Raw genomic sequence first — 20,355 nt, 5'->3', positions numbered from 1 at the left:
CATGAATGTTATTACACGCACTCGCCCAGTACTACCCTCCAAATTAGGGGTATTTGTTGCCTGTCCGCTGAGATATTTGCTGGAGAGTGAGCTGCATACTCTTCAGTGCCTACCGCTGCACCCGAGAACGATCCTCGGGAGTGTAGTGCATCGATTGGTTAATAAAAAGGGGGCAAGGGGTACGTCAACTGCAATGATCGGGCAACTGGAAAATACCTTCATCAGCGCCATAAATTCTACTCACAGGGTCGGCCCACTCACCGAATGGATCCTGAAACGTCACGGCGTTGCTGGATTAATTTCTCGTCAGACGCTGCTAGAACAAATTCGCTATGCCAATTCACTGACAACACCCAGCGTTGAACGAGAAAAATATTTCCCTGATAGTCCAGAAAAGTGTGAGAACCACATTCCTGTTGGGCGTGAACAACCACTGACCAGTGTGCGGTTTAATATGAGCGGACGCGCAGACCTTATTTACCAGATAGCCCCGGATCAGCTACGCATAGTTGATTTTAAAACCGGCAAAGTGACAGATGCCCCAAACCAGCCGAAAGACCATTACCTGTTACAGGTTGCGGCATATGGCATGATGGTAAAAGAATGGGCACCACGTGTGCATATTGAGCTAGAACTTGCTGGAATATTAGATACTTGGACTGGTTTTCTCGATGCAAACCTGCATGAGCGAATCGCACAAATACTTATCAAATTGAATAACACATTACCGCTTAATGTTTCTTTGTATCCACAGCTCTTGGCACAATCGGGTAAACATTGCACAACATGTATTAGCCGTTGCTCGTGCTCTGTTTACCGGGAAAGATTACAGCAGTACTTGCAACAACACCGATTTGATCCAGTTCATTTTGGCTACGATATTAGCGGGCGGTTGATAGATGTTAAAGAGAACGATGGTTTAATTACGTTAAGAGTTCAGCTAGATAATGGTTTTACGGTTAAGGTGTTCCGAATCCCTACACAGCTTCTCCCTAAATCAGAGAGAAAGGTTGGCCGCTATCTGTCTATGTATGGTGCAAATCGCTTAGGAAGAAGCGCTGGAGGGAACTTCCCACGAAATTTTTATGTAATTGATACACAGAATCCAAATTGGTCAGCATTCCAGTTTTGCCTTCAATGGGAATAATGCTGAGTGATAATTCGAAATATTTCATAAAATGGGTTCTTTGAACGGTATAAACAGATAGCTCGTTGATGAATAGATTTCTTTTTTGGGATGACCTCACCTCGACTAACATGTGTAAAATGACAAAAAAGACATCTAGATGTCTTTTTTGTTTCTGGTTTGCCTTTACCTATCGAATTATCGTGAAATAATTCCGCTGATAGCAAAAAGGTCAATGAAATCCGCATACCACTGTATCATTTCAGTACGACCTTCAAGATACAGCACATGGTTTTAGTTATTGCCAGTTATTAGATTTTCCAAAATCAAACGGGCTAATCCCCTTGTCCCGATTCGCATCCAGAAAATCGGCCCACCACTGCAGCATTAGCCTGCGTTCATCCAGGTGCTCCGCCTTATGAATGTAAGACGCACGCACAGAGTTACGCTCCTGATGGCTCATCTGCTGCTCAACCGCATCTTTAGACCACAACCCCGATTCGATCAACGAGCTACATGCCATGCCCGCAGATATCGGCTTTGAAGGGTTATGGCATGTCGATAAAGCTCGACTCAGACTCCCATTTCATCGAAACCAAACAAAAAACAAGTGATCACGAAAACCAGCAGCACCAGCAGCACTGCTGGCACTGCCGATCCCCTTCAGAAAACCCACCTCAACTTAAGCACGACATCCAAACTTCCCATGAACCACACCCCCACCGAGCTCTAGGTTGTCCACATAGTCCCCATACCACTGCAACATCTCCCTACGCTGCTCCAGATACTGCGCATGGTTGTATGTTCCACGAATGGTGTTCTTATCCACATGAGCAAGCTGTAACTCGATCCACGCAGTGTTATAGCCCTGTTCGTGCAGGATAGTACTCATCGTGTGCCGGAAACCGTGCCCCGTAGCTTTCCCGTGGTAACCAATCCGTTTCAGCACCTGATTGATACTCGCTTCACTCATCGGTTTCGTAATGTCGTTACGGCCTGGGAAAACCAGATTGTAACGGCCCGTCACTGCCTGGATCTCTCGCAGTGCTGCCACAACTTGATCGGATAAAGGAACCAGATGCGGACGACGCATCTTCATCCTTTCAACCGGGACTTCCCAAACACGTTTATCGAAATCAAACTCTTTCCATTCAGCTTGGCGGAGTTCGACGGTGCGAACCCCGGTCAACATCAGAATTCGAGTAGCAAGTCGGGTGATCGGGCTACCAGAATACGCGGCAAGGGCTTGTAAGAAATTAGGGAGTTCATCAGCTAGCAGATGGGGGTAATGGGTAGATTTAGGTGCAGTTAAGGCACTTGCCAGTTCAGAGGCCGGATTAGTTTCAGCTCTTCCGGTGACGATGGCATAGCGAAATACCTGATTGCAGGCCTGGCGGATTTTACGCAGTTTATCGAGTACACCTCGCTTTTCGAGTTTACGTAGCGAACTGAGCACTTCGAGCGGTTTGATCTCAGCAATGGGACGCTTACCAATATCAGGAAATATATCGTTCTCGAACGCTTCCATCAGATCTTCAGCATAGCCTTTCGACCAATTAGCCCGCTTGTACTCATGCCATTCCAGCGCGATAGCCTTGAAAGTATTTTCGACATTGGCCTTTTGAGCCAGTTTTTCTGCTTTCTTTTCCTCTCCAGGGTCACCGCCTAAAGCAATTATCTTCCGTGCTTCCTCTCGCTTCAAGCGAGCATCAGCCAGAGATATATCAGGGTAAACACCGATAGAAAGCTTCTTCTCCTTACCCAAAAAACGATACTTCAAGCGCCAGTATCTCGCACCGTTAGGTTTCACCAACAGATACAGCCCACCGCCATCAGTGAGCTTGTATTCTTTTTCTTTGGGTTTTGCAGTATCAATCTGTCGTGCATTTAGTGGCATAAAGGGGCCCCTAATTTCCATTGAACGAGATGAGCCCCCTCAAAGGCCCCCAGATACCACTTGATTTGGGTATAACTGAGTTGACCTCGATAGAGCTCGTGACAGAAAAATTCAGTAATTTCAGGGAGTATAAGGGATAAAAAGAGAATTCAGTAGAGGTGTGTTGACTTAAAAATGGTACGCCCTACAGGGCTCGAACCTGTGACCTACGGCTTAGAAGGCCGTTGCTCTATCCAACTGAGCTAAGGGCGCATTTGATGTTTACCGCAGTATAGAAGACTGCTGGTAGTCAGTTGCGGGTTGGATTATACGGGCAGCCGCTTTCGAGTCAATGGGTTTTCGCCTTACAGTTTATCATCTGGCTATTTAATCGTTAATTAATCGTTATTATACGCCTGACAGCACGCCTCGCTTCTGACAAAATAGGTGGAATCCCGCTTTTTTAATTGATGGACCCTTCCACTGATGTCAGCAAAAATTATTGATGGTAAAACGATTGCGCAGCAGGTAAGAAAAGAAGTTGCTGTGTTGGTACAAAAACGTTTAGCTGCGGGCAAACGAGCTCCCGGTCTTGCCGTGGTGTTGGTGGGCGAAAATCCAGCGTCACAAATTTATGTCGCCAGTAAGCGTAAGGCATGTGAAGAGGTCGGTTTTGTTTCACGGTCTTATGATCTGCCCATGACCACTACTGAAGCAGAATTGCTGGCTCTAATTGATTCACTGAATGGCGATAGTGAGATTGATGGGATTTTAGTGCAATTACCGCTGCCAGCGGGCATTGATAATGTCAAAGTCTTAGAGCGCATCCACCCAGATAAAGATGTCGATGGTTTCCATCCGTATAATGTTGGCCGCTTGTGTCAGCGCGCCCCAAAACTGCGCCCCTGCACCCCGCGCGGTATTGTTACCCTGCTGGAGCGTTATGAAATCCCGACTTATGGTCTGAATGCTGTGGTGGTCGGGGCATCCAATATTGTTGGCCGTCCGATGAGCCTTGAGCTATTGCTCGCGGGCTGCACCACGACTGTAACCCATCGTTTCACCAAGAATTTGCGTCAGCATGTCGAAAATGCTGATTTATTGGTCGTAGCGGTAGGAAAACCCGGTTTTATTCCCGGCGAGTGGATTAAACCCGGCGCTATCGTGATTGATGTGGGCATTAACCGCCTGGAAAGTGGTAAAGTAGTCGGTGATGTAGAATTTGATGTCGCCGTTGAACGTGCGGGTTGGATTACACCGGTTCCCGGTGGCGTTGGGCCGATGACCGTTGCGACACTGATACAAAATACCTTGCAAGCCTGTGAGGAATATCACGACATCAACGAAAATTGATAGAAAGGACAGTAATGGACATTTTTCATTTAGAAAAACACCCGCACGTCGAGCTATGCGACTTATTGAAGTTGCAAGGTTGGAACGATAGCGGTGCCTCAGCAAAAGCTGCCATCGCTGATGGGCAGGTAAAAGTCGATGGGAATGTAGAAACGCGTAAGCGCTGCAAAATCCTGGCTGACCAAATTGTTGAGTTTCAGGGTATGAAAGTACAAGTTAAAGCCTGATATACCCTTTATTTTTCAAGTTGCAGGTGTGTTGACCGCATTCAGTTACCCGAATCACTTACTTGTAGTTGCCACTACATTAATAAGTTTATCGGGATTTTCCACTTGCCGCCTACCTGCAACTCGAAATCTATTAGGTATCGAATTAGGCAGTTGAACAACTGCCCATTTCGCTATTCAAATATTGTGTTACTTACGACGCCATGTTGTCCCTTGCGGGCCATCTTCCAGCACAATACCCAACTCATTTAATTGGTCTCGGGCAGAATCCGCCAGCGCCCAATCTTTGCTGCTACGAGCATCATTGCGCTGTTTGATTAAAGCTTCGATTTTTGCCACTTCATCACCATCGCTCTGCGCACCGCTTTGTAAAAACAGCTCTGGATCCTGCTCTAACAACCCCAGTACATGAGCAAGTTTACGCAACTCTGCCGCTAAACCATTTGCCGCAGTGATATCTTCAGTTTTTAAGCGGTTCACTTCACGGGCGAGATCAAATAGCACAGAATAAGCTTCTGGAGTATTGAAATCATCGTCCATTGCCGCACGGAAACGCGCTTCAAACTCAGCGCCCCCCGCCGGAGCAGCATGCACATCAGTACCACGTAGCGCGGTATATAATCGCTCTAATGATGCTCGCGCTTGTTTAAGGTTCTCTTCGCTATAGTTGAGTTGGCTACGATAGTGCCCAGACATCAGGAAGTAGCGCACGGTCTCAGCATCGTAATATTCCAACACATCGCGAATAGTGAAGAAGTTATTCAGTGATTTTGACATTTTTTCTTTGTCAATCATCACCATACCGGAATGCATCCAGTAATTAACATAGGGGCCATCATGGGCACAGGTCGATTGAGCAATTTCATTTTCATGGTGCGGGAACATCAAATCAGAACCCCCACCGTGAATGTCAAAATGCGCACCTAACTGCTTGCCGTTCATAGCGGAGCACTCAATATGCCAGCCAGGGCGGCCCGGCCCCCAAGGTGATTCCCAGCTAGGCTCTCCGGGCTTGGACATTTTCCACAACACAAAATCCATCGGATTGCGTTTAACATCAGCAATTTCAACCCGAGCCCCCGCCTGCAACTGGTCTAAATCCTGACGAGATAACAAACCATAATCAGGATCACTGTCTACCGCGAACATCACATCGCCATTTGACGCCACATAGGCGTGCTCACGGGCTATCAAGCGCTCGGTTAGCTCAATTATCTCTGGGATATGATGAGTTGCACGCGGTTCTAAATCGGGGCGTTCAAGATTCAGTGCATCGAAATCTTTATGCATTTCAGCCAACATACGTGTCGTCAGCTGTTCACAGGTTTCATTGTTTTCAATTGCACGTTTGATGATTTTATCGTCAACATCGGTCACATTGCGAACATAAGTCAGCGAGTAACCTAAATAACGCAAATAACGTGCAACAACGTCGAAAGCGACAAAAGTACGCCCATGCCCAATGTGACACAGGTCATAAATAGTGATCCCGCATACGTACATGCCAATTTTACCGGCATGGATAGGCTTGAATTCCTCTTTTTGGCGACTCAGTGTATTAAAAATCTTTAGCATCGGGACATTCCGTAGTTTTTGTTTTGCGATACGCATGGTTTAAAGGGATATCATCAGATTATGCGGCAAATCAGCTTCTGATACAGCACTTTTTCGCCCACAAAGGCGGCGTTTCGAGTGCTGACTCAACCCCAGAGATATGATATAAGAGCCGTCTAAAGAGTTACGACTCATCTGTGAATACACTTATTACACTAGCAGGAATATTATTATGGTCACTTTTCATACTAATCACGGCGATATCGTCATCAACACCTTCGCTGATAAAGCGCCGGTTACCGTTGAAAACTTCCTGAACTACTGCCGTAAAGGTTTCTATGATAACACTATCTTCCACCGTGTTATCGATGGTTTCATGATCCAGGGCGGTGGCTTTGAGCCGGGCATGAATCAGAAAAACACTGACGCACCTATCAAGAACGAAGCCAACAATGGTCTGAAAAACACCCGTGGCACTTTGGCTATGGCGCGTACTAATGACCCACATTCTGCCACAGCTCAGTTCTTTATTAACGTAGCTGACAACGATTTTCTGAACTTCCGTTCAGAGCGCCCGGATGGCTGGGGTTATTGTGTATTTGCTGAAGTCACTGAAGGTCTGGACGTGGTTGATAAAATCAAAAACGTTGCTACTGGCCGCAGTGGTATGCATCAAGATGTGCCAAAAGAAGATGTTCTCATCAAAAGCGTTACTGTAAGCGAGTAACAGCGTTTTAATGAGCACGCTTTTTATTGCTGATTTGCATCTGAGTATTCAGGAACCGGCAATCACTGCCGGTTTCCTGCATTTTATACAGCGCGATGCTATTCATGCTGACGCCCTATATATCCTTGGCGATTTATTTGAGTCTTGGATTGGTGATGATGACCCCGAACCTTTGTATCGGCAAATCGCGGCTGCATTAAAATCACTCCAGCAACAGGGTGTGCCCTGCTACTTTATTCACGGAAACCGCGACTTCCTGCTGGGTAAACGTTTTGCTCTTGAAAGCGGTATGACCTTACTGCCAGAAGAAAAAGTGATCGAGTTATATGGCCGTAAAATTGTTATTTTACATGGCGATACTTTGTGTACTGATGATGCCGACTATCAACATTTTCGTCGCCGAGTCCACAATCCACTGATCCAGAAATTATTCCTGTGGCTACCTCTCCGCTTTCGTTTACGTATTGCCGCTTATATGCGCAACCAAAGCCAGCAAAATAATAGCGGAAAATCGCAGCTTATTATGGATGTAAATCCGCAAGCCGTGGTGGAAGCTTTCCAGCGAAATCATGTCAGTTGGATGATTCATGGGCATACTCATCGCCCTGAGGTTCATAAGGTAACATTACCCACCACGACCGCCCACCGGGTAGTTTTAGGTGCCTGGCATGTTGAAGGCTCGATGGTGAAAGTCACTAAAGAGCATGTCGAGTTGATTAAATTCCCGTTTTAATCGGCTAACTGCCATGTCAGCAAGAGCCATTTCCGCCCTAACTTTTATTACCTTCACATAAAAAAAACCGAAAAATCCCGCGAAAAGCCGCGACGCAACCGTTTTCCTTGCCTTTGGCTCATGATATGCTCTACGCCCTCTTCGCCAGTCGCTTTCTCTTTAAAATCGGGCTGGCCGACGTTTGCGCAATCACAGGAGCTTTACACCCATGGGAGCTAACCTCGATTCGGCTTATGCAGCCGGGGTTAAAATCGCTATCGTAATGGGGTCCAAGAGTGACTGGGCCACCATGCAGTTCGCCGCCGACGTGCTCACCACGCTCAATGTCCCGTTTCATGTCGAAGTGGTTTCTGCCCACCGAACCCCGGATAAATTGTTCAGTTTTGCCGAACAAGCCGAGGCCAATGGCTTACATGTCATTATTGCCGGTGCGGGCGGCGCGGCGCATCTGCCAGGTATGCTGGCCGCCAAAACATGTGTGCCGGTTTTAGGTGTCCCGGTGCAAAGTGCCGCATTAAATGGCGTCGATAGCCTGTATTCCATTGTGCAAATGCCACGGGGTATTCCAGTGGGCACATTGGCGATTGGTAAAGCAGGTGCTGCAAACGCGGCATTGCTGGCCGCTCAAATACTGGCGTTGCATGATGCTGAATTGGCTGCGCGTATAGCCGATTGGCGGAAAAACCAGACTGACGAAGTATTGGATAATCCAGATCCACGGGTGGATGCATGAAGCCAGTTTGCGTATTGGGAAATGGCCAGCTAGGCCGCATGCTGCGTCAAGCCGGTGAGCCGCTGGGTATTGCCGTTTATCCGGTGGGGTTAGATGCTGAACCCGAGGCCGTGCCTTATCAGCACAGTGTTATCACCGCCGAGATTGAGCGCTGGCCAGAAACCGCCTTAACCCGAGAACTCGCGACCCATACCGCTTTTGTGAACCGTGATATTTTCCCGCGTCTGGCTGATCGTCTGACTCAAAAACAATTGCTCGATAGCCTGAATCTGGCCACTGCGCCTTGGCAGTTATTAGCCAGTGAGTCTGAGTGGCCGCACATCTTCGCCACATTGGGTGAATTAGCGATAGTAAAACGTCGGGTCGGCGGCTATGACGGCCGTGGTCAGTGGCGTTTACGTCCCGGTGAGCAAAAAACCTTACCCGCAGATGCTTATGGTGAATGTATTGTCGAGCAGGGGATAAATTTTTCCGGCGAGGTTTCACTGGTCGGGGCGCGTAGCCATCAAGGTAACGCCGTCTTTTATCCTCTCACCCATAATCTGCATGAAGATGGCATCCTGCGCATGAGTGTGGCCTTGCCGCAGCCTGATAGCCGCTTGCAGCAGCTTGCAGAAAAGATGCTGTCGGCCATTATGGATGAGCTGAATTATGTCGGCGTGATGGCGATGGAATGTTTTATCGTCGGCGACAGTTTATTAATCAATGAGTTGGCACCACGAGTGCATAACAGTGGCCACTGGACACAAAATGGCGCGTCCATCAGCCAGTTCGAGCTGCACTTGCGCGCTATTTTAGATTTACCCCTCCCAACGCCGGTGGTAAATACCCCGTCGGCTATGGTTAATCTGATTGGCACGCCGGTGAATACCGCATGGCTATCATTGCCATTGGTGCATTTGCATTGGTATGAAAAAGAGGTACGTGACGGGCGCAAAGTGGGCCATTTGAATTTAAATGATCCCGAGGGCGCACAGTTGCGGGCCACGTTGACAGCGTTAGCGCCTTTATTGCCTGGCGAATATCAATCTGGGCTAATCTGGGCGCAGAATAAGTTGTGATCCATTAGCGGGCAGCCATGCACTGCCCGCTGAATAAGAATCTTAGCCTTCGTATCCTCTAAATAATGCTCGGCCACGGAGCAATCGCGCCCCCAGCCACCCCCCACAGAGTGACAACAACAAAGCCGCCGCCAGTGGTAATACCCACCACATCAGCCAATTTGGTTGCCACGGAAAATCAAACACTAACCGCTGTAATGCCCACAGCGCCGCTTCTGCCCCCAGTGCCGCAGCCAATCCCGCCACCAGCCCCAGCAGGGCGAACTCCCACCACAGAGTGCCCCTCAGTAAGCGCTTACTGGCTCCGAGCGTGCGATAAACTACCAATTCCTGACGGCGCTGGCGCATACCGACCTGCACTTGTGCTAATAGCAGCAAAGTGCCACACAGAATCACTAAGATAACCATGACCTCCAGTGCACGGCTGACCTGTTGCAGCACCTGCCCGACCTGTTTAAGCATCGCCCCGATATCCAGTAAGCTGAGTGTCGGGAACTGGCGGTTTAATTGCGTCAGCACCTCGCCATTTCCCTGATAGCGGAAACTGGTCAGCCAAGTTTGCGGCTGCTTATCCAGAGCACCCGGTGGGAAAATAAAGTAAAAATTAGGACGCAGGCTTTCCCAGTCAACCTGACGAATACTGCTCACTTTGGCCTCAAAAGACTGGGTATCGCCACTAAATGTCAGTTTATCGCCGATTTTAATCCCTAGCCGATCAGCAATTCCCTTCTCCATCGACACTTCATCTGACTTGGGCGGCCACTGGCCCGCAGTCAACAGATTATGCTCCGGTAAATGTTGCTGCCAGGTCAGATTCAGCTCCCGATTAACCGCTTCGCCGCCGGGGTCATCCTCATGCACTCGCTCAGTTGCCAACTGCTGATTAATTTCAGCCAAACGCGCCCGAACAATGGGATAGAAGGTCGAGGGCGTTATTTGGTGCTGTGTCAGAAACTCGGTTACCTGAGGTACTTGTTGCGGTGTGATATTCAGCAAGAAATAATTTGGGCTGTCCGGGGGTAATTGCTGCTGCCAGCGGTCTAGCAAATCCCCGCGCAGCACCAATAACAAAGCTAACAGCATAAATGAGAGTGAGAAGGCCGCCAATTGGGTGAGTGTCATCCAAGGTTGGCGCAGTAACCGGTTGATTGCCAAGCGCAATGATAAGCGGGTGACGGTCAGGCGGCGCAGCAGTAATAATCCGCCCCAACCAATCACCCCCAATAATAGCGCCAACACCACCATGCCCCCGAGGATCGCCCACAGCAGCGAATTGCCGCCCATCAATAAGGCCAATAACCCCACCACAATGCATATCATTACCGGAATAAAATAACGCAGCGGCCACACATTGGCCGAGACATCACGGCGCAAGACGCGCAAAGGTTGAGTCGCCAGTAATTGCCGATAAGGGCGGATACCCACCAGCAATGAAATCAATACCAACGATCCCATTGACCAGGCCCAAGGCCATAATCCGGCCGCCGGTAATGCTGCCGGTAATACCGGGGATAACAGCTGAATTAATATCTTTTCAAATAATAAGCCAATTAGGCTGCCACACAGGCCCGCCAACACCAACACCGAGAACCACTGGCCAATAATCAACCGGCGCAAAGCGCGACGCCCTGCCCCCAAGGTTTTCAGTACCGCCACCAAATCATAGCGACTGCGGCAATAGTGCCCCATGGCCACGGCAACCGCAGCAATGGATAACAATAACGTCAATAATGCTGATAACAGCAAAAACTGTTGTGCGCGTTGCAGGGATTTCCCCAGCGCACCGCCGGATTCTTGTAATCCATACCAGCGCTGGTCTGGTGTCAGCTGCGGCGTGAGCCAATCACTAAATTCGGCGACGGCCTTGGCAGAACCGGCAAACATATAGCGATAACTCAGACGGCTCCCCGGCTGTATGGCACCGGTTTTATCCACATCAGCCAAATTAATCAAAATACGCGGCGCGGTCTGGAAGGGATTAAAACCTGAATCTGGCTCCTGAAGCACTTCGCCAATGATTTTCAGTGCGGTATCACCCACTTCAAGGGTATCGCCGACCTTAACCCCGAGCAGTGCCAGCAGGCGCGGGGCCACCAGCGCAGTTCCCGGTTCCAACCTGGCCTGCGGCGGAATCGTTTCCAGCGTGCCATACAGCGGATAAGCCAAATCAGTGGCTTTCACATCTGCCAGCTGTGGGCGGTCTCCGGCATAAGTCATGGTCATAAACGACAGTTGACGACTGACACTCAGCCCCTGTTGCCTGGCTTCCTGCAACCAACTTTCCGGCACCGGATGAGCGCTTCTGAGTACCCTATCGCCGGCCAAAAAATCACGGCTTTGCTGACTAAGCCCTTGCTCCATCCGGTCACTGATGCTGCCCAGCGCCAACACACAAGCAACCGCCAGAGTTAATGCCAACCAAACAATCAGCAGTGAGGGGGAGCGCCACTCACGCCAAAACCACCGCCAGGTCATGCTTCCTCCCACAATTTTCCGTCCTGTAAACGCAACCGGCGCTGACAACGGCCTGCCAGTTGCACATCATGAGTTACCAAAATCAGGGTGGTGGCATAGTCCCGATTAAGGGAAAATAACAAGTCGGCAATGCGATCGCCGGTATGTCGGTCAAGGTTGCCCGTGGGCTCATCGGCAAATAACACTTTAGGCCGACCACTGAACGCCCGCGCTAATGCCACGCGCTGTTGCTCGCCGCCGGAAAGTTGGGCCGGAAGGTGGTGAAGGCGTTTTTCTAACCCCACCAATGTTAATAATTCAATCGCATGGGCTTTGCTGTCGCGCTCACTTTCACCGCGTAACAGCGCCGGAAGTTGCACATTTTCCAAAGTGTTGAGTGTCGGCACCAACATAAATGACTGAAAAACAAAGCCGACGTTTTTTGCCCGCAGTTGCGCCCGCCCCTCTTCATCCATTGTCGTCAAAGACTGACCGAGCAAGCTGACCTCCCCACTGCTGCCATCATCCAGGCCCGCCAATATGCCCAACAATGTTGATTTGCCTGAACCTGACTCACCAATCAGCGCAATTGTCTGAGCGGGTTTGACAACCAGCTCAACTCCGGTAAGGATGGAGAGCTGTTGCTCACCCTGACCGACGTGTTTATTAAGATGATGAACTTCAAGAACGTTTTCCGCTGGCATTTTCCCTTCCTATTGCTGTTGGGATTATTCAGTTTGCGTGCCGCCGCAACCGATACATTGTTGATTCTTGGCGACAGTTTAAGCGCCGGTTACCGCCTGCCTATTGCACAAGCCTGGCCTTCACAGCTGGATAAAACCTGGCAAGCTGATTCGTCATTGCCCGCATTGCCGAAAATCGTCAATGCCAGCATCAGTGGCGATACTGTCGCTCAGGGTCTGGCCCGCCTGCCCGCCCTGCTCAAACAGCATCAGCCGCGTTGGGTGCTAATTGAACTGGGTGCGAATGATGGCCTGCGCGGTTTTCCAACCCAAGATATTCAACGCGACTTAACCCAAGTTATCAATCTGATAAAAGAAGCGAAAGCTCAACCTTTATTGATGCAAATCCGCATTCCACCTAACTATGGCCGCCGTTATACTGAGGCCTTCACCGCAATGTATCCGCAGCTGGCACAGCAATTTGACATCCCATTAGTCCCATTCTTTATGGAATCTGTTGCCGTCAAACCAGAGTGGATGCAGGATGATGGCTTGCACCCTAACGCCCTGGCCCAGCCTTTTATTGCGGACTGGATGGCACAGCAACTCAAACCGTTAGTTATCAAATAACATTGAATGAGTGTAATGAGTTAACCATTACTTTAGGCAAATAGATTCACTGATTAGGTAAAGTTATGCAAAAAGCAGTATTAATTACCGGTTGTTCCAGCGGCATTGGCTTGGTTGCAGCGCAAGACTTAAAAAATAGAGGTTACCGCGTACTGGCCGCCTGCCGTAAACCTGATGATGTCGCCAAGATGACGCAATTGGGTCTGGAAGGTATTGAACTGGATTTGGATGACAGTGACAGTGTCGAACGTGCCGCGGCGCAAGTTATCGAACTGACCGGTGGGCGCTTGTATGCGCTGTTTAACAATGGCGGTTTTGGGCTCTATGGCCCATTGCACACCATCTCGCGCCAGCAGTTGGAGCAGCAATTTTCCACTAACTTATTTGGTACTCACCAACTGACGCAATTGTTGTTACCCGCAATGCTGCCACACAACGAAGGCCGCATTATTCAAACCAGCTCGGTGATGGGATTGGTGTCAACCGCCGGGCGCGGGGCTTATGCCGCCAGTAAATATGCACTGGAAGCCTGGTCAGATGCCTTGCGCATGGAACTGCACGGCAGTGGTATTCAGGTTAGTCTGATTGAGCCCGGCCCGATAAGCACCCATTTTACGCAAAATGTGAATCAGACCGATACCGATAAGCCGGTGAATAACCCCGGAATTGCGAAGCGCTTTACCCTGCCGCCGCAAGCTATTTTACCGAAATTACGCCACGCGCTGGAAAGCCCGCGCCCACAACTGCGGTATCCGGTCACTATGGTGGCCCATGCGCTAACAATACTGCGCCGTATATTACCAGGGCGAATGTTAGATAAAGTCCTACGGGGCAATTCTTGATAATAGTCGTGAGGGTTGAAGCAACATAATCTGCCCCCATCTATTGCTAAAACGGATGAGAGAAATAATTCATGCTAGCACCTACTACGATTGATATTACTGAAGAGAACCTACATCAGACCTTAGAACAATCCATGGCTGTGCCAGTTCTGTTCTACTTTTGGTCTGAACGCAGCCAACACTGCCTACAACTAGGCCCAGTGCTGGATAAACTGGCCGCCGAGTATGCTGGCCAATTCATTTTGGCGCGTGTCGATTGTGATGCGCAGCAAATGGTGGCGTCACAATTTGGCTTGCGCTCAATTCCGGCGGTTTATTTATTTAAAGATGGCCAGCCGGTCGATGGTTTTCAGGGGCCACAGCCGGAAGAGGTTATCCGCGAATTACTGCAACGGGTATTACCAAAACCGGAAGAACTGAAAGCGGCAGAAGCAGCACAGTTAATGAGTGAAGGAAAGGTGCAGGAAGCGCTGCCATTACTGAAAGATGCCTGGCAACTGATGCAGCAAAGCAATAACCCACAAACCAGCGATATCGCGCTGCAACTGGCAGAAGCACAAATTCTGCTGAACCGCAGTGAAGATGCTGAAGGCGTGTTGGCGACAATCCCATTGCAAGACCGCGATACCCGCTATCAGGGGCTGATTGCACAAATCGAATTGCTAAAACAGGCCGCTGACACCCCCGAAATTCAGCAGCTACAACAGCAAGTTGCGACTCAACCCGATAACGTCGAGCTCGCGGTGCAATTAGCCCTGCAATTGCATCAGGTTGGCCGCAACGAAGAGGCGCTGGAACTGCTGCTGGGTCACCTGAAAAAAGACTTAGCGGCGGCTAATGGCAGTGCGCGTAAAACATTAATGGATATTTTAGCCGCATTGGGTACTGGCGATGCACTGGCAGCCAAATACCGTCGCCAGTTGTATGCTTTACTGTATTAATCGGCGTTTCTGTTCTGTTTGCCCCACAGATTTTACCGTGTAAAAAGGCGGCAGCCGAACAAACCCAGGCCGTTGAGCTCACTCAATGGCTTGGCTGAGTTATCCCCCAGCCCCATGCCAAACGACGGGGACATTGGCATTATTTGCTACTGCGCGGGGCCATCCCGCGCTGTTTTATTCTGCCCCAACCAAGCTTTTTCTCATTTACACGCTTTTACCTGCCTTTCGTTAGGCATTTAGCGCACCGTCACGTAATATTAAGAAACAATATTCATTGCTGACAGGAAGTTAAATATGTTTACGGTTATCCCAATTCTTATCGTTGTCGCCTTGATTGTGGTTTTTTCCTCAATCAAAATCGTCCCACAAGGCTTTCAATGGACTGTTGAACGTTTTGGCCGTTATACCAAAACACTAATGCCGGGCTTGAATATCGTCGTGCCATTTATGGACCGTATTGGTCGTAAAATCAACATGATGGAACAGGTGCTGGATATTCCATCCCAAGAGATTATTTCTCGCGATAACGCCAACGTGGCAATTGATGCCGTCTGCTTTATCCAAGTTATTGACCCAGTAAAAGCCGCCTATGAAGTCAGCAATCTGGAGCTGGCCATCGTCAATCTGACTATGACTAACTTCCGTACTGTTTTAGGCTCAATGGAGCTGGATGAAATGTTGTCTCAACGCGACAACATCAACGGCCGACTGCTGCATATCGTCGATGAAGCCACCAACCCGTGGGGCATTAAAATCACCCGCATTGAAATTCGTGACGTGCGCCCACCGACTGAATTGATCTCGGCGATGAATGCTCAGATGAAAGCTGAACGTACCAAACGTGCAGATATTCTGGAAGCTGAAGGGGTGCGCCAGGCGGCAATTTTGCGTGCCGAGGGTGAGAAACAATCACAAATTCTGAAAGCTGAAGGTGAGCGCCAGTCCGCTTTCTTACAGGCAGAAGCACGCGAACGTGCCGCAGAAGCCGAAGCTCAGGCGACCAAAATGGTTTCTGAAGCCATCGCCGCTGGTGATATCCAAGCCATTAACTACTTTGTGGCTCAGAAATACACCGACGCACTGCAACACATTGGCTCTGCCAATAACAGCAAGGTTATTATGATGCCACTGGAAGCCAGCAGCCTGATGGGCGCGATTGGCGGCATTGCAGAGCTGATTGGTGAGAGTAAAAACAGCCGAGGTAAATAACCATGCTGGCGGAAATTGCAGCAAATCCAAATTGGTTTTGGCTTTCACTCGGCGGTCTGTTATTGGCCGCTGAGATGCTGGGTGCCAGTGGTTATATGCTGTGGAGCGGGCTTGCTGCTGTGGTCGTCGGCATTCTAGTCTGGCTATTTCCTTTTAGCTGGGAAATGCAGGGCGTCCTTTTTTCCGTGCTGACCGTAGTGGCCGCATTCCTATGGTGGTATTGGCTGAGTAAACGTACCAAACCACAGCCGGCGATGCTAAACCAACGTAATCATCAATTGTTGGGGACGCGGGCAACACTGACTGAAGCGACGGTTGATGGCTATGGCCGCATGAAAGTAGGTGACAGCAGTTGGCGCATTTACAGTGCAACCGAACTGAGTGTCGGCACTGAAGTTGAAGTGATATTAGTGGAAGGCAATACCTTGCATGTCAGGGCTGTCCGCCATTAAATAGAGAGACGTATTTTACTCAACCCGCCGCAGTGAATGACAAAGACAGTGAACCAAGGGTTGGCCCATTTGGGTAGCACTCTGCCCCAAACAACCGGTTCCCCTTGGTTCTACTTTGTTAGCCAATATTTTTACGCGCACGCTATTCTTGCTATGCTGCCAAGAGCTACTTACCACCAGCATGGCAACAGCCAGCCAGATTATTGATAATTGGGCAATCGGCCCCTTCATCCCCTGGGCATTCCTCGGCTAAAGCCAATAACCGCAATCGCATCTGGTTAAGATCATTAATATGCTGCTCGATCTCAGCAACTTTTTGCAATGTCGCGGCTTTCACATCCGCGCTATGGCGTGCCGGATTATGAAACAATGCCAATAATTCACGACATTCATCCAAGGTAAAACCCACCTGCCGCGCCTGGCGCAACAGTGTTAATTCTTCAATGTGTTTAGCGTTGTAGCTGCGATAGCCGTTATCGGTGCGGATAGGCGGGGTCACCAGTTTTTTTTCTTCGTAAAAACGTATAGCTTTGCTGGTTAAACCGGTTTTTTTTGCAACATCGCTAATATTCATCTTTCCCCCTTGACCTTACCCTTGCTGGAAGGTTTAACCTCTATAATTAGTAAAAATAGCCATGTCGGTCAAGCAGAATAAGCTCGGTGCTCCCTAAGGTGATGGATAACACCCTTACTACCATAGATATTATTGTCATAGATATTATTGTCATAGATAAAGTGTATGACTGGGAATTCCGACTAAACTTATCCCGACCAAACGTCCAGTTAGGTTACTACTCGATAAGGAGTTAACTATGTTGCAAACCACAGTGCTGGCCTTACACGGCCTTTCCTGTATGAATTGTGCCAAACGGGTGAAAACGGCATTAGAAAGCCGTGAAGATGTTCATCACGCGCAAGTCGATGTCCACTATGCAAAAGTCACGGGTGAAGCCGAAACCAAGGTGCTGATTGATACCGTCAAACAAGCCGGTTATCAGGCCGAAATTGCTCAAACGCCCGATGTCGAATTACAACTCTCTGGCTTGAGCTGCGGGCATTGTACCGAATCCACCCGCAAGGCTCTGGAGGCCGTTCCCGGCGTAGTTGCAGCGGAGGTGAGCCTTGATAGCGCCAAAGTTTTCGGCCAGGTCGAGGCCAAAACCCTAATTGATGCAGTAGAACAGGCGGGCTATCACGCCACACTGCAAGGGGCTGACTCCCCAAAATCTGAGCCGCTGACTCACTCAGCCCCATCTCAGCCGGAACATCTGGCAGCGGCCTCTTCGACAGTTCCGGCGGCAATCCATCTGGGAAAAATAAATAAGATTGGGGCAGAAAGTCAGATTGAGCCAACACAAAAAACAAAAAATACTGAGCAGAATCAATCAACCACACCAACCACACCAACCACCCCATCGGCTATAGAACCGGTGGATACTGAAACTGATAGTGAGAGTGTCCAACTCTTGCTGACGGGGATGAGCTGCGCCAGTTGCGTCTCGAAAGTACAAAATGCACTGGAAAGTGTTGAAGGTGTTGAGGTGGCCCGAGTCAACCTGGCCGAGCGCAGTGCTTTGGTGACCGGCAAATCTCGCCATGAAGCTTTGATAGCAGCGGTCAAAAATGCGGGCTATGGTGCTGAAATTATTGAAGATGAAGGGGAGCGCCGCGAACGGCAACAGCAAATGTCGCAAGCCAGTATGAAGCGCTTCCAGTGGCAAGCTGCTCTCGGCCTGTTGCTGGGTATCCCATTGATGGCATGGGGGTTATTTGGCGGCAGCATGACGCTGACAGCCGAAACCCAAACACCCTGGCTGATTGTCGGCGTAGTCACCTTGCTGGTGATGATATTTGCCGGCGGCCATTTTTATCGTAATGCTTGGGTCAGCTTGAAGAATGGCAGCGCCACTATGGATACTCTGGTGGCATTAGGTACCGGTGCGGCCTGGCTCTACTCCATCACGGTGAATATCTGGCCAGAGGTCTTCCCGATGGAAGCCCGACATCTTTATTACGAAGCCAGCGCCATGATTATTGGTTTGATTAACTTGGGTCATGCCATGGAACAGCGCGCCAGACAGCGTTCGTCTAACGCGCTGGAGCGACTGTTAGATTTAGCACCACCCACCGCACGGCTGGTCACTGACGAAGGCGAAAAAGTTATCCCGCTGGCGGATGTCCAACTGGGCATGACATTGCGGCTGACAACCGGCGACCGCGTCCCCGTCGACGGAGAAATTGTACAAGGCGAAGTGTGGATGGATGAAGCCATGTTGACCGGCGAACCCATTCCACAACAAAAATCCGCAGGTGATGTTGTCCATGCCGGAACACAGGTGCAGGATGGCTCGGTGCTGTTTCGCGCCAATGCTATTGGTAGCCAGACCACTTTGGCGCGAATCATCAAGTTGGTGCGCCAGGCGCAAAGCAGTAAACCAGAAATCGGCAAACTGGCAGATAGAATTTCTGCGGTATTTGTGCCAACCGTGGTCGCGATCGCCATTATTGCTGGGCTAATTTGGTATTTCTTCGGTCCGCAACCGCAGCTGGTCTATACCCTGGTGGTTGCTACCACGGTGCTTATTATTGCTTGCCCATGTGCTCTCGGGTTGGCAACGCCGATGTCAATTATCTCCGGCGTAGGGCGTGCGGCTGAGTTTGGTGTGCTGGTACGTGATGCCGATGCCTTGCAGCAGGCCAGTAATCTCGACACTTTAGTGTTCGATAAAACCGGGACTCTGACCGAAGGGCATCCGCAAGTGGTTGCCATTCATACTTTCAATGGTGTGACTGAACAGCAAGCGCTGGCATGGGCTGCAGCACTGGAAACGGGGTCAAATCACCCATTGGCCAGGGCGATTTTACAGCGCGCGGAAGGAATAACACTGCCAACAGCCAGCCAGTTTAGAACATTGCGCGGCTTAGGGGTCAGTGGTGAAGTCGAGGGCATTCCGCTGTTGCTGGGGAACAGCCGCCTGCTGGAAGAGCAACAAATTGATACCCGCGAGTTGCACTCTTTGATGCAGCAAGAAGCAGAAAGTGGTGCCACGCCGGTTATTTTAACCGCGCAGGGCAAACCTGCGGCCTTGTTGTCAATTCGTGACCCACTGCGCAGTGACAGTGTCAGTGCGCTGCAAAGATTGCACCAGCAAGGATACAACCTGGTGATGTTAACCGGTGACAATCCTATAACTGCCAATGCCATTGCCAAAGAAGCAGGAATTGATCGGGTGATAGCCGGTGTCCTGCCGGATGGTAAAGCAGAAGCTATCAAGCAGTTGCAAGCCGCTGGACATAAAGTGGCCATGATTGGTGACGGCATTAATGATGCTCCTGCATTGGCGCAAGCAGACGTCGGGATTGCCATGGGCGGCGGCAGTGATATTGCAATTGAAACTGCGGCTATCACTCTGATGCGCCATAGCCTGCATGGGGTCGCGGATGCGGTGGAGCTTTCCAAAGCGACATTGCGCAATATGAAACAAAACTTGCTGGGGGCATTTTTCTACAACGCCTTGGGGATCCCGATTGCTGCGGGTATTTTGTTCCCCTTCACTGGCACATTGCTCAGCCCAGTGGTGGCGGGGGCGGCGATGGCACTTTCATCCATTACCGTCGTCAGTAATGCCAACCGGTTACTGCGTTTTAAACCTAAACAATAAAATATCTCACTGGCGCACAAGGCTATCTTGTGCGCCTTTCCCTTTTTACCTAATGCAATACAACAAGTTAAGCTAGCTCGAAGTGCTAAAAA

At 49.8% G+C, this 20,355-nt stretch carries 18 protein-coding genes, 1 tRNA gene and 2 pseudogenes; 14 read left to right on the top strand and 7 right to left on the bottom strand.

Annotated features, from left to right (window positions below):
- Position 1: 1 nt before the first annotated feature.
- Positions 2-1,147 carry a PD-(D/E)XK nuclease family protein gene (locus YROHD0001_RS09110; protein WP_004714652.1) on the top strand — a complete coding sequence of 382 codons (1,146 nt, stop codon included), beginning with the start codon at positions 2-4 and terminating at the stop codon, positions 1,145-1,147.
- Positions 1,148-1,424: 277 nt separating this feature from the next.
- Here YROHD0001_RS09110 and YROHD0001_RS0117880 read toward each other — a convergent pair.
- The 3 genes and pseudogenes from YROHD0001_RS0117880 to YROHD0001_RS09120 all read right to left on the bottom strand — a co-directional run.
- Positions 1,425-1,649: pseudogene (locus tag YROHD0001_RS0117880) on the bottom strand (integrase); the annotation flags it as partial.
- 159 nt (positions 1,650-1,808) lie between these two features.
- Positions 1,809-3,023, bottom strand: a complete 1,215-nt coding sequence (locus YROHD0001_RS09115) for a tyrosine-type recombinase/integrase (RefSeq protein ID WP_004714651.1) — start codon at positions 3,021-3,023, stop codon at positions 1,809-1,811.
- Between the two features lie 175 nt (positions 3,024-3,198).
- A tRNA-Arg gene (locus tag YROHD0001_RS09120) sits at positions 3,199-3,275 on the bottom strand.
- A gap of 213 nt (positions 3,276-3,488) precedes the next feature.
- On the opposite strand from YROHD0001_RS09120, the gene folD reads away from it, so the two are divergent.
- The gene (folD, locus tag YROHD0001_RS09125) at positions 3,489-4,355 is read left to right on the top strand and encodes a bifunctional methylenetetrahydrofolate dehydrogenase/methenyltetrahydrofolate cyclohydrolase FolD (protein ID WP_004714650.1); all 867 of its coding nucleotides are present in this window, start codon (positions 3,489-3,491) and stop codon (positions 4,353-4,355) included.
- A gap of 14 nt (positions 4,356-4,369) precedes the next feature.
- The gene (ybcJ, locus tag YROHD0001_RS09130) at positions 4,370-4,582 is read left to right on the top strand and encodes a ribosome-associated protein YbcJ (RefSeq protein WP_004390634.1); all 213 of its coding nucleotides are present in this window, start codon (positions 4,370-4,372) and stop codon (positions 4,580-4,582) included.
- A gap of 189 nt (positions 4,583-4,771) precedes the next feature.
- On the opposite strand, the gene cysS is transcribed toward ybcJ, so the two are convergent.
- A complete protein-coding gene (gene cysS / locus YROHD0001_RS09135) occupies positions 4,772-6,157 on the bottom strand; it encodes a cysteine--tRNA ligase (RefSeq protein ID WP_032816875.1) in 1,386 nt (461 codons plus the stop codon).
- 211 nt (positions 6,158-6,368) lie between these two features.
- On the opposite strand from cysS, the gene ppiB reads away from it, so the two are divergent.
- The 4 genes from ppiB to purK all read left to right on the top strand — a co-directional run bounded on the left by ppiB (position 6,369) and on the right by purK (position 9,390).
- Positions 6,369-6,863 (top strand): peptidylprolyl isomerase B, encoded by a 495-nt coding sequence (ppiB, locus tag YROHD0001_RS09140; RefSeq protein ID WP_004714648.1) that lies wholly within the window; start codon positions 6,369-6,371, stop codon positions 6,861-6,863.
- Between the two features lie 10 nt (positions 6,864-6,873).
- Entirely contained in the window at positions 6,874-7,596 is a 723-nt protein-coding gene (locus YROHD0001_RS09145; protein ID WP_004714647.1) for a UDP-2,3-diacylglucosamine diphosphatase, read from the top strand.
- 208 nt (positions 7,597-7,804) lie between these two features.
- Positions 7,805-8,329 (top strand): 5-(carboxyamino)imidazole ribonucleotide mutase, encoded by a 525-nt coding sequence (purE, locus tag YROHD0001_RS09150; protein WP_004714646.1) that lies wholly within the window; start codon positions 7,805-7,807, stop codon positions 8,327-8,329.
- Positions 8,326-9,390, top strand: coding sequence for a 5-(carboxyamino)imidazole ribonucleotide synthase (purK, locus tag YROHD0001_RS09155; protein WP_032816874.1), 1,065 nt, complete (start codon positions 8,326-8,328; stop codon positions 9,388-9,390). The genes purE and purK overlap by 4 nt, the downstream gene beginning before the upstream one ends.
- Before the next feature lie 42 nt (positions 9,391-9,432).
- On the opposite strand, the gene ybbP is transcribed toward purK, so the two are convergent.
- Both ybbP and ybbA read right to left on the bottom strand, forming a co-directional pair.
- Positions 9,433-11,865, bottom strand: coding sequence for a putative ABC transporter permease subunit YbbP (gene ybbP, locus YROHD0001_RS09160; protein WP_032816873.1), 2,433 nt, complete (start codon positions 11,863-11,865; stop codon positions 9,433-9,435).
- Positions 11,862-12,548, bottom strand: coding sequence for a putative ABC transporter ATP-binding protein YbbA (gene ybbA, locus YROHD0001_RS09165; protein ID WP_004714643.1), 687 nt, complete (start codon positions 12,546-12,548; stop codon positions 11,862-11,864). The genes ybbP and ybbA overlap by 4 nt, the downstream gene beginning before the upstream one ends.
- Here ybbA and tesA point away from each other — a divergent pair.
- From tesA to YROHD0001_RS09190, 5 genes are all read left to right on the top strand, one after another.
- Positions 12,519-13,157: a multifunctional acyl-CoA thioesterase I/protease I/lysophospholipase L1 gene (tesA, locus tag YROHD0001_RS09170; RefSeq protein ID WP_032816872.1), complete on the top strand. Its 639-nt coding sequence runs from the start codon at positions 12,519-12,521 to the stop codon at positions 13,155-13,157. The two genes, ybbA and tesA, sit on opposite strands and share 30 nt — an antisense overlap.
- Positions 13,158-13,222: 65 nt before the next feature.
- On the top strand, positions 13,223-13,999 hold the full coding sequence (locus YROHD0001_RS09175) for an SDR family oxidoreductase (RefSeq protein WP_004714641.1): 777 nt from the start codon (positions 13,223-13,225) through the stop codon (positions 13,997-13,999).
- A 71-nt stretch (positions 14,000-14,070) separates the two neighbouring features.
- Positions 14,071-14,940 carry a co-chaperone YbbN gene (locus tag YROHD0001_RS09180; RefSeq protein ID WP_032816871.1) on the top strand — a complete coding sequence of 290 codons (870 nt, stop codon included), beginning with the start codon at positions 14,071-14,073 and terminating at the stop codon, positions 14,938-14,940.
- A 294-nt stretch (positions 14,941-15,234) separates the two neighbouring features.
- Positions 15,235-16,149: an SPFH domain-containing protein gene (locus YROHD0001_RS09185; protein ID WP_004714639.1), complete on the top strand. Its 915-nt coding sequence runs from the start codon at positions 15,235-15,237 to the stop codon at positions 16,147-16,149.
- A gap of 2 nt (positions 16,150-16,151) precedes the next feature.
- Positions 16,152-16,601 (top strand): NfeD family protein, encoded by a 450-nt coding sequence (locus YROHD0001_RS09190; RefSeq protein WP_004714638.1) that lies wholly within the window; start codon positions 16,152-16,154, stop codon positions 16,599-16,601.
- 166 nt (positions 16,602-16,767) lie between these two features.
- On the opposite strand, the gene cueR is transcribed toward YROHD0001_RS09190, so the two are convergent.
- Positions 16,768-17,175: a Cu(I)-responsive transcriptional regulator gene (gene cueR, locus YROHD0001_RS09195; protein ID WP_004714637.1), complete on the bottom strand. Its 408-nt coding sequence runs from the start codon at positions 17,173-17,175 to the stop codon at positions 16,768-16,770.
- Positions 17,176-17,413: 238 nt separating this feature from the next.
- On the opposite strand from cueR, the pseudogene YROHD0001_RS20940 reads away from it, so the two are divergent.
- Positions 17,414-17,536 (top strand): annotated as a pseudogene (locus YROHD0001_RS20940) (cation transporter); the annotation flags it as partial.
- 27 nt (positions 17,537-17,563) lie between these two features.
- Positions 17,564-20,263, top strand: a complete 2,700-nt coding sequence (gene copA / locus YROHD0001_RS09200; protein WP_428837340.1) for a copper-exporting P-type ATPase CopA — start codon at positions 17,564-17,566, stop codon at positions 20,261-20,263.
- The last annotated feature ends 92 nt before the right edge of the window (positions 20,264-20,355 follow it).

It is taken from the genome of Yersinia rohdei ATCC 43380 (genome assembly GCF_000173775.1).
GTDB lineage: Bacteria > Pseudomonadota > Gammaproteobacteria > Enterobacterales > Enterobacteriaceae > Yersinia > Yersinia rohdei.
This window is presented reverse-complemented; position numbering and strand designations above follow the sequence as displayed.

Excerpts from the sequence above, each read along its gene's own strand:
- YROHD0001_RS09110 (WP_004714652.1), top strand. The coding sequence starts at position 2 with ATGAATGTTATTACACGCACTCGCCCAGTACTACCCTCCAAATTAGGG.
- YROHD0001_RS09115 (WP_004714651.1), bottom strand. The coding sequence starts at position 3,023 with ATGCCACTAAATGCACGACAGATTGATACTGCAAAACCCAAAGAAAAA.
- folD (WP_004714650.1), top strand. The coding sequence starts at position 3,489 with ATGTCAGCAAAAATTATTGATGGTAAAACGATTGCGCAGCAGGTAAGA.
- ybcJ (WP_004390634.1), top strand. The coding sequence starts at position 4,370 with ATGGACATTTTTCATTTAGAAAAACACCCGCACGTCGAGCTATGCGAC.
- cysS (WP_032816875.1), bottom strand. The coding sequence starts at position 6,157 with ATGCTAAAGATTTTTAATACACTGAGTCGCCAAAAAGAGGAATTCAAG.
- ppiB (WP_004714648.1), top strand. The coding sequence starts at position 6,369 with ATGGTCACTTTTCATACTAATCACGGCGATATCGTCATCAACACCTTC.
- YROHD0001_RS09145 (WP_004714647.1), top strand. The coding sequence starts at position 6,874 with ATGAGCACGCTTTTTATTGCTGATTTGCATCTGAGTATTCAGGAACCG.
- purE (WP_004714646.1), top strand. The coding sequence starts at position 7,805 with ATGGGAGCTAACCTCGATTCGGCTTATGCAGCCGGGGTTAAAATCGCT.
- purK (WP_032816874.1), top strand. The coding sequence starts at position 8,326 with ATGAAGCCAGTTTGCGTATTGGGAAATGGCCAGCTAGGCCGCATGCTG.
- ybbP (WP_032816873.1), bottom strand. The coding sequence starts at position 11,865 with ATGACCTGGCGGTGGTTTTGGCGTGAGTGGCGCTCCCCCTCACTGCTG.
- tesA (WP_032816872.1), top strand. The coding sequence starts at position 12,519 with ATGAACTTCAAGAACGTTTTCCGCTGGCATTTTCCCTTCCTATTGCTG.
- ybbA (WP_004714643.1), bottom strand. The coding sequence starts at position 12,548 with ATGCCAGCGGAAAACGTTCTTGAAGTTCATCATCTTAATAAACACGTC.
- YROHD0001_RS09175 (WP_004714641.1), top strand. The coding sequence starts at position 13,223 with ATGCAAAAAGCAGTATTAATTACCGGTTGTTCCAGCGGCATTGGCTTG.
- YROHD0001_RS09180 (WP_032816871.1), top strand. The coding sequence starts at position 14,071 with ATGCTAGCACCTACTACGATTGATATTACTGAAGAGAACCTACATCAG.
- YROHD0001_RS09185 (WP_004714639.1), top strand. The coding sequence starts at position 15,235 with ATGTTTACGGTTATCCCAATTCTTATCGTTGTCGCCTTGATTGTGGTT.
- YROHD0001_RS09190 (WP_004714638.1), top strand. The coding sequence starts at position 16,152 with ATGCTGGCGGAAATTGCAGCAAATCCAAATTGGTTTTGGCTTTCACTC.
- cueR (WP_004714637.1), bottom strand. The coding sequence starts at position 17,175 with ATGAATATTAGCGATGTTGCAAAAAAAACCGGTTTAACCAGCAAAGCT.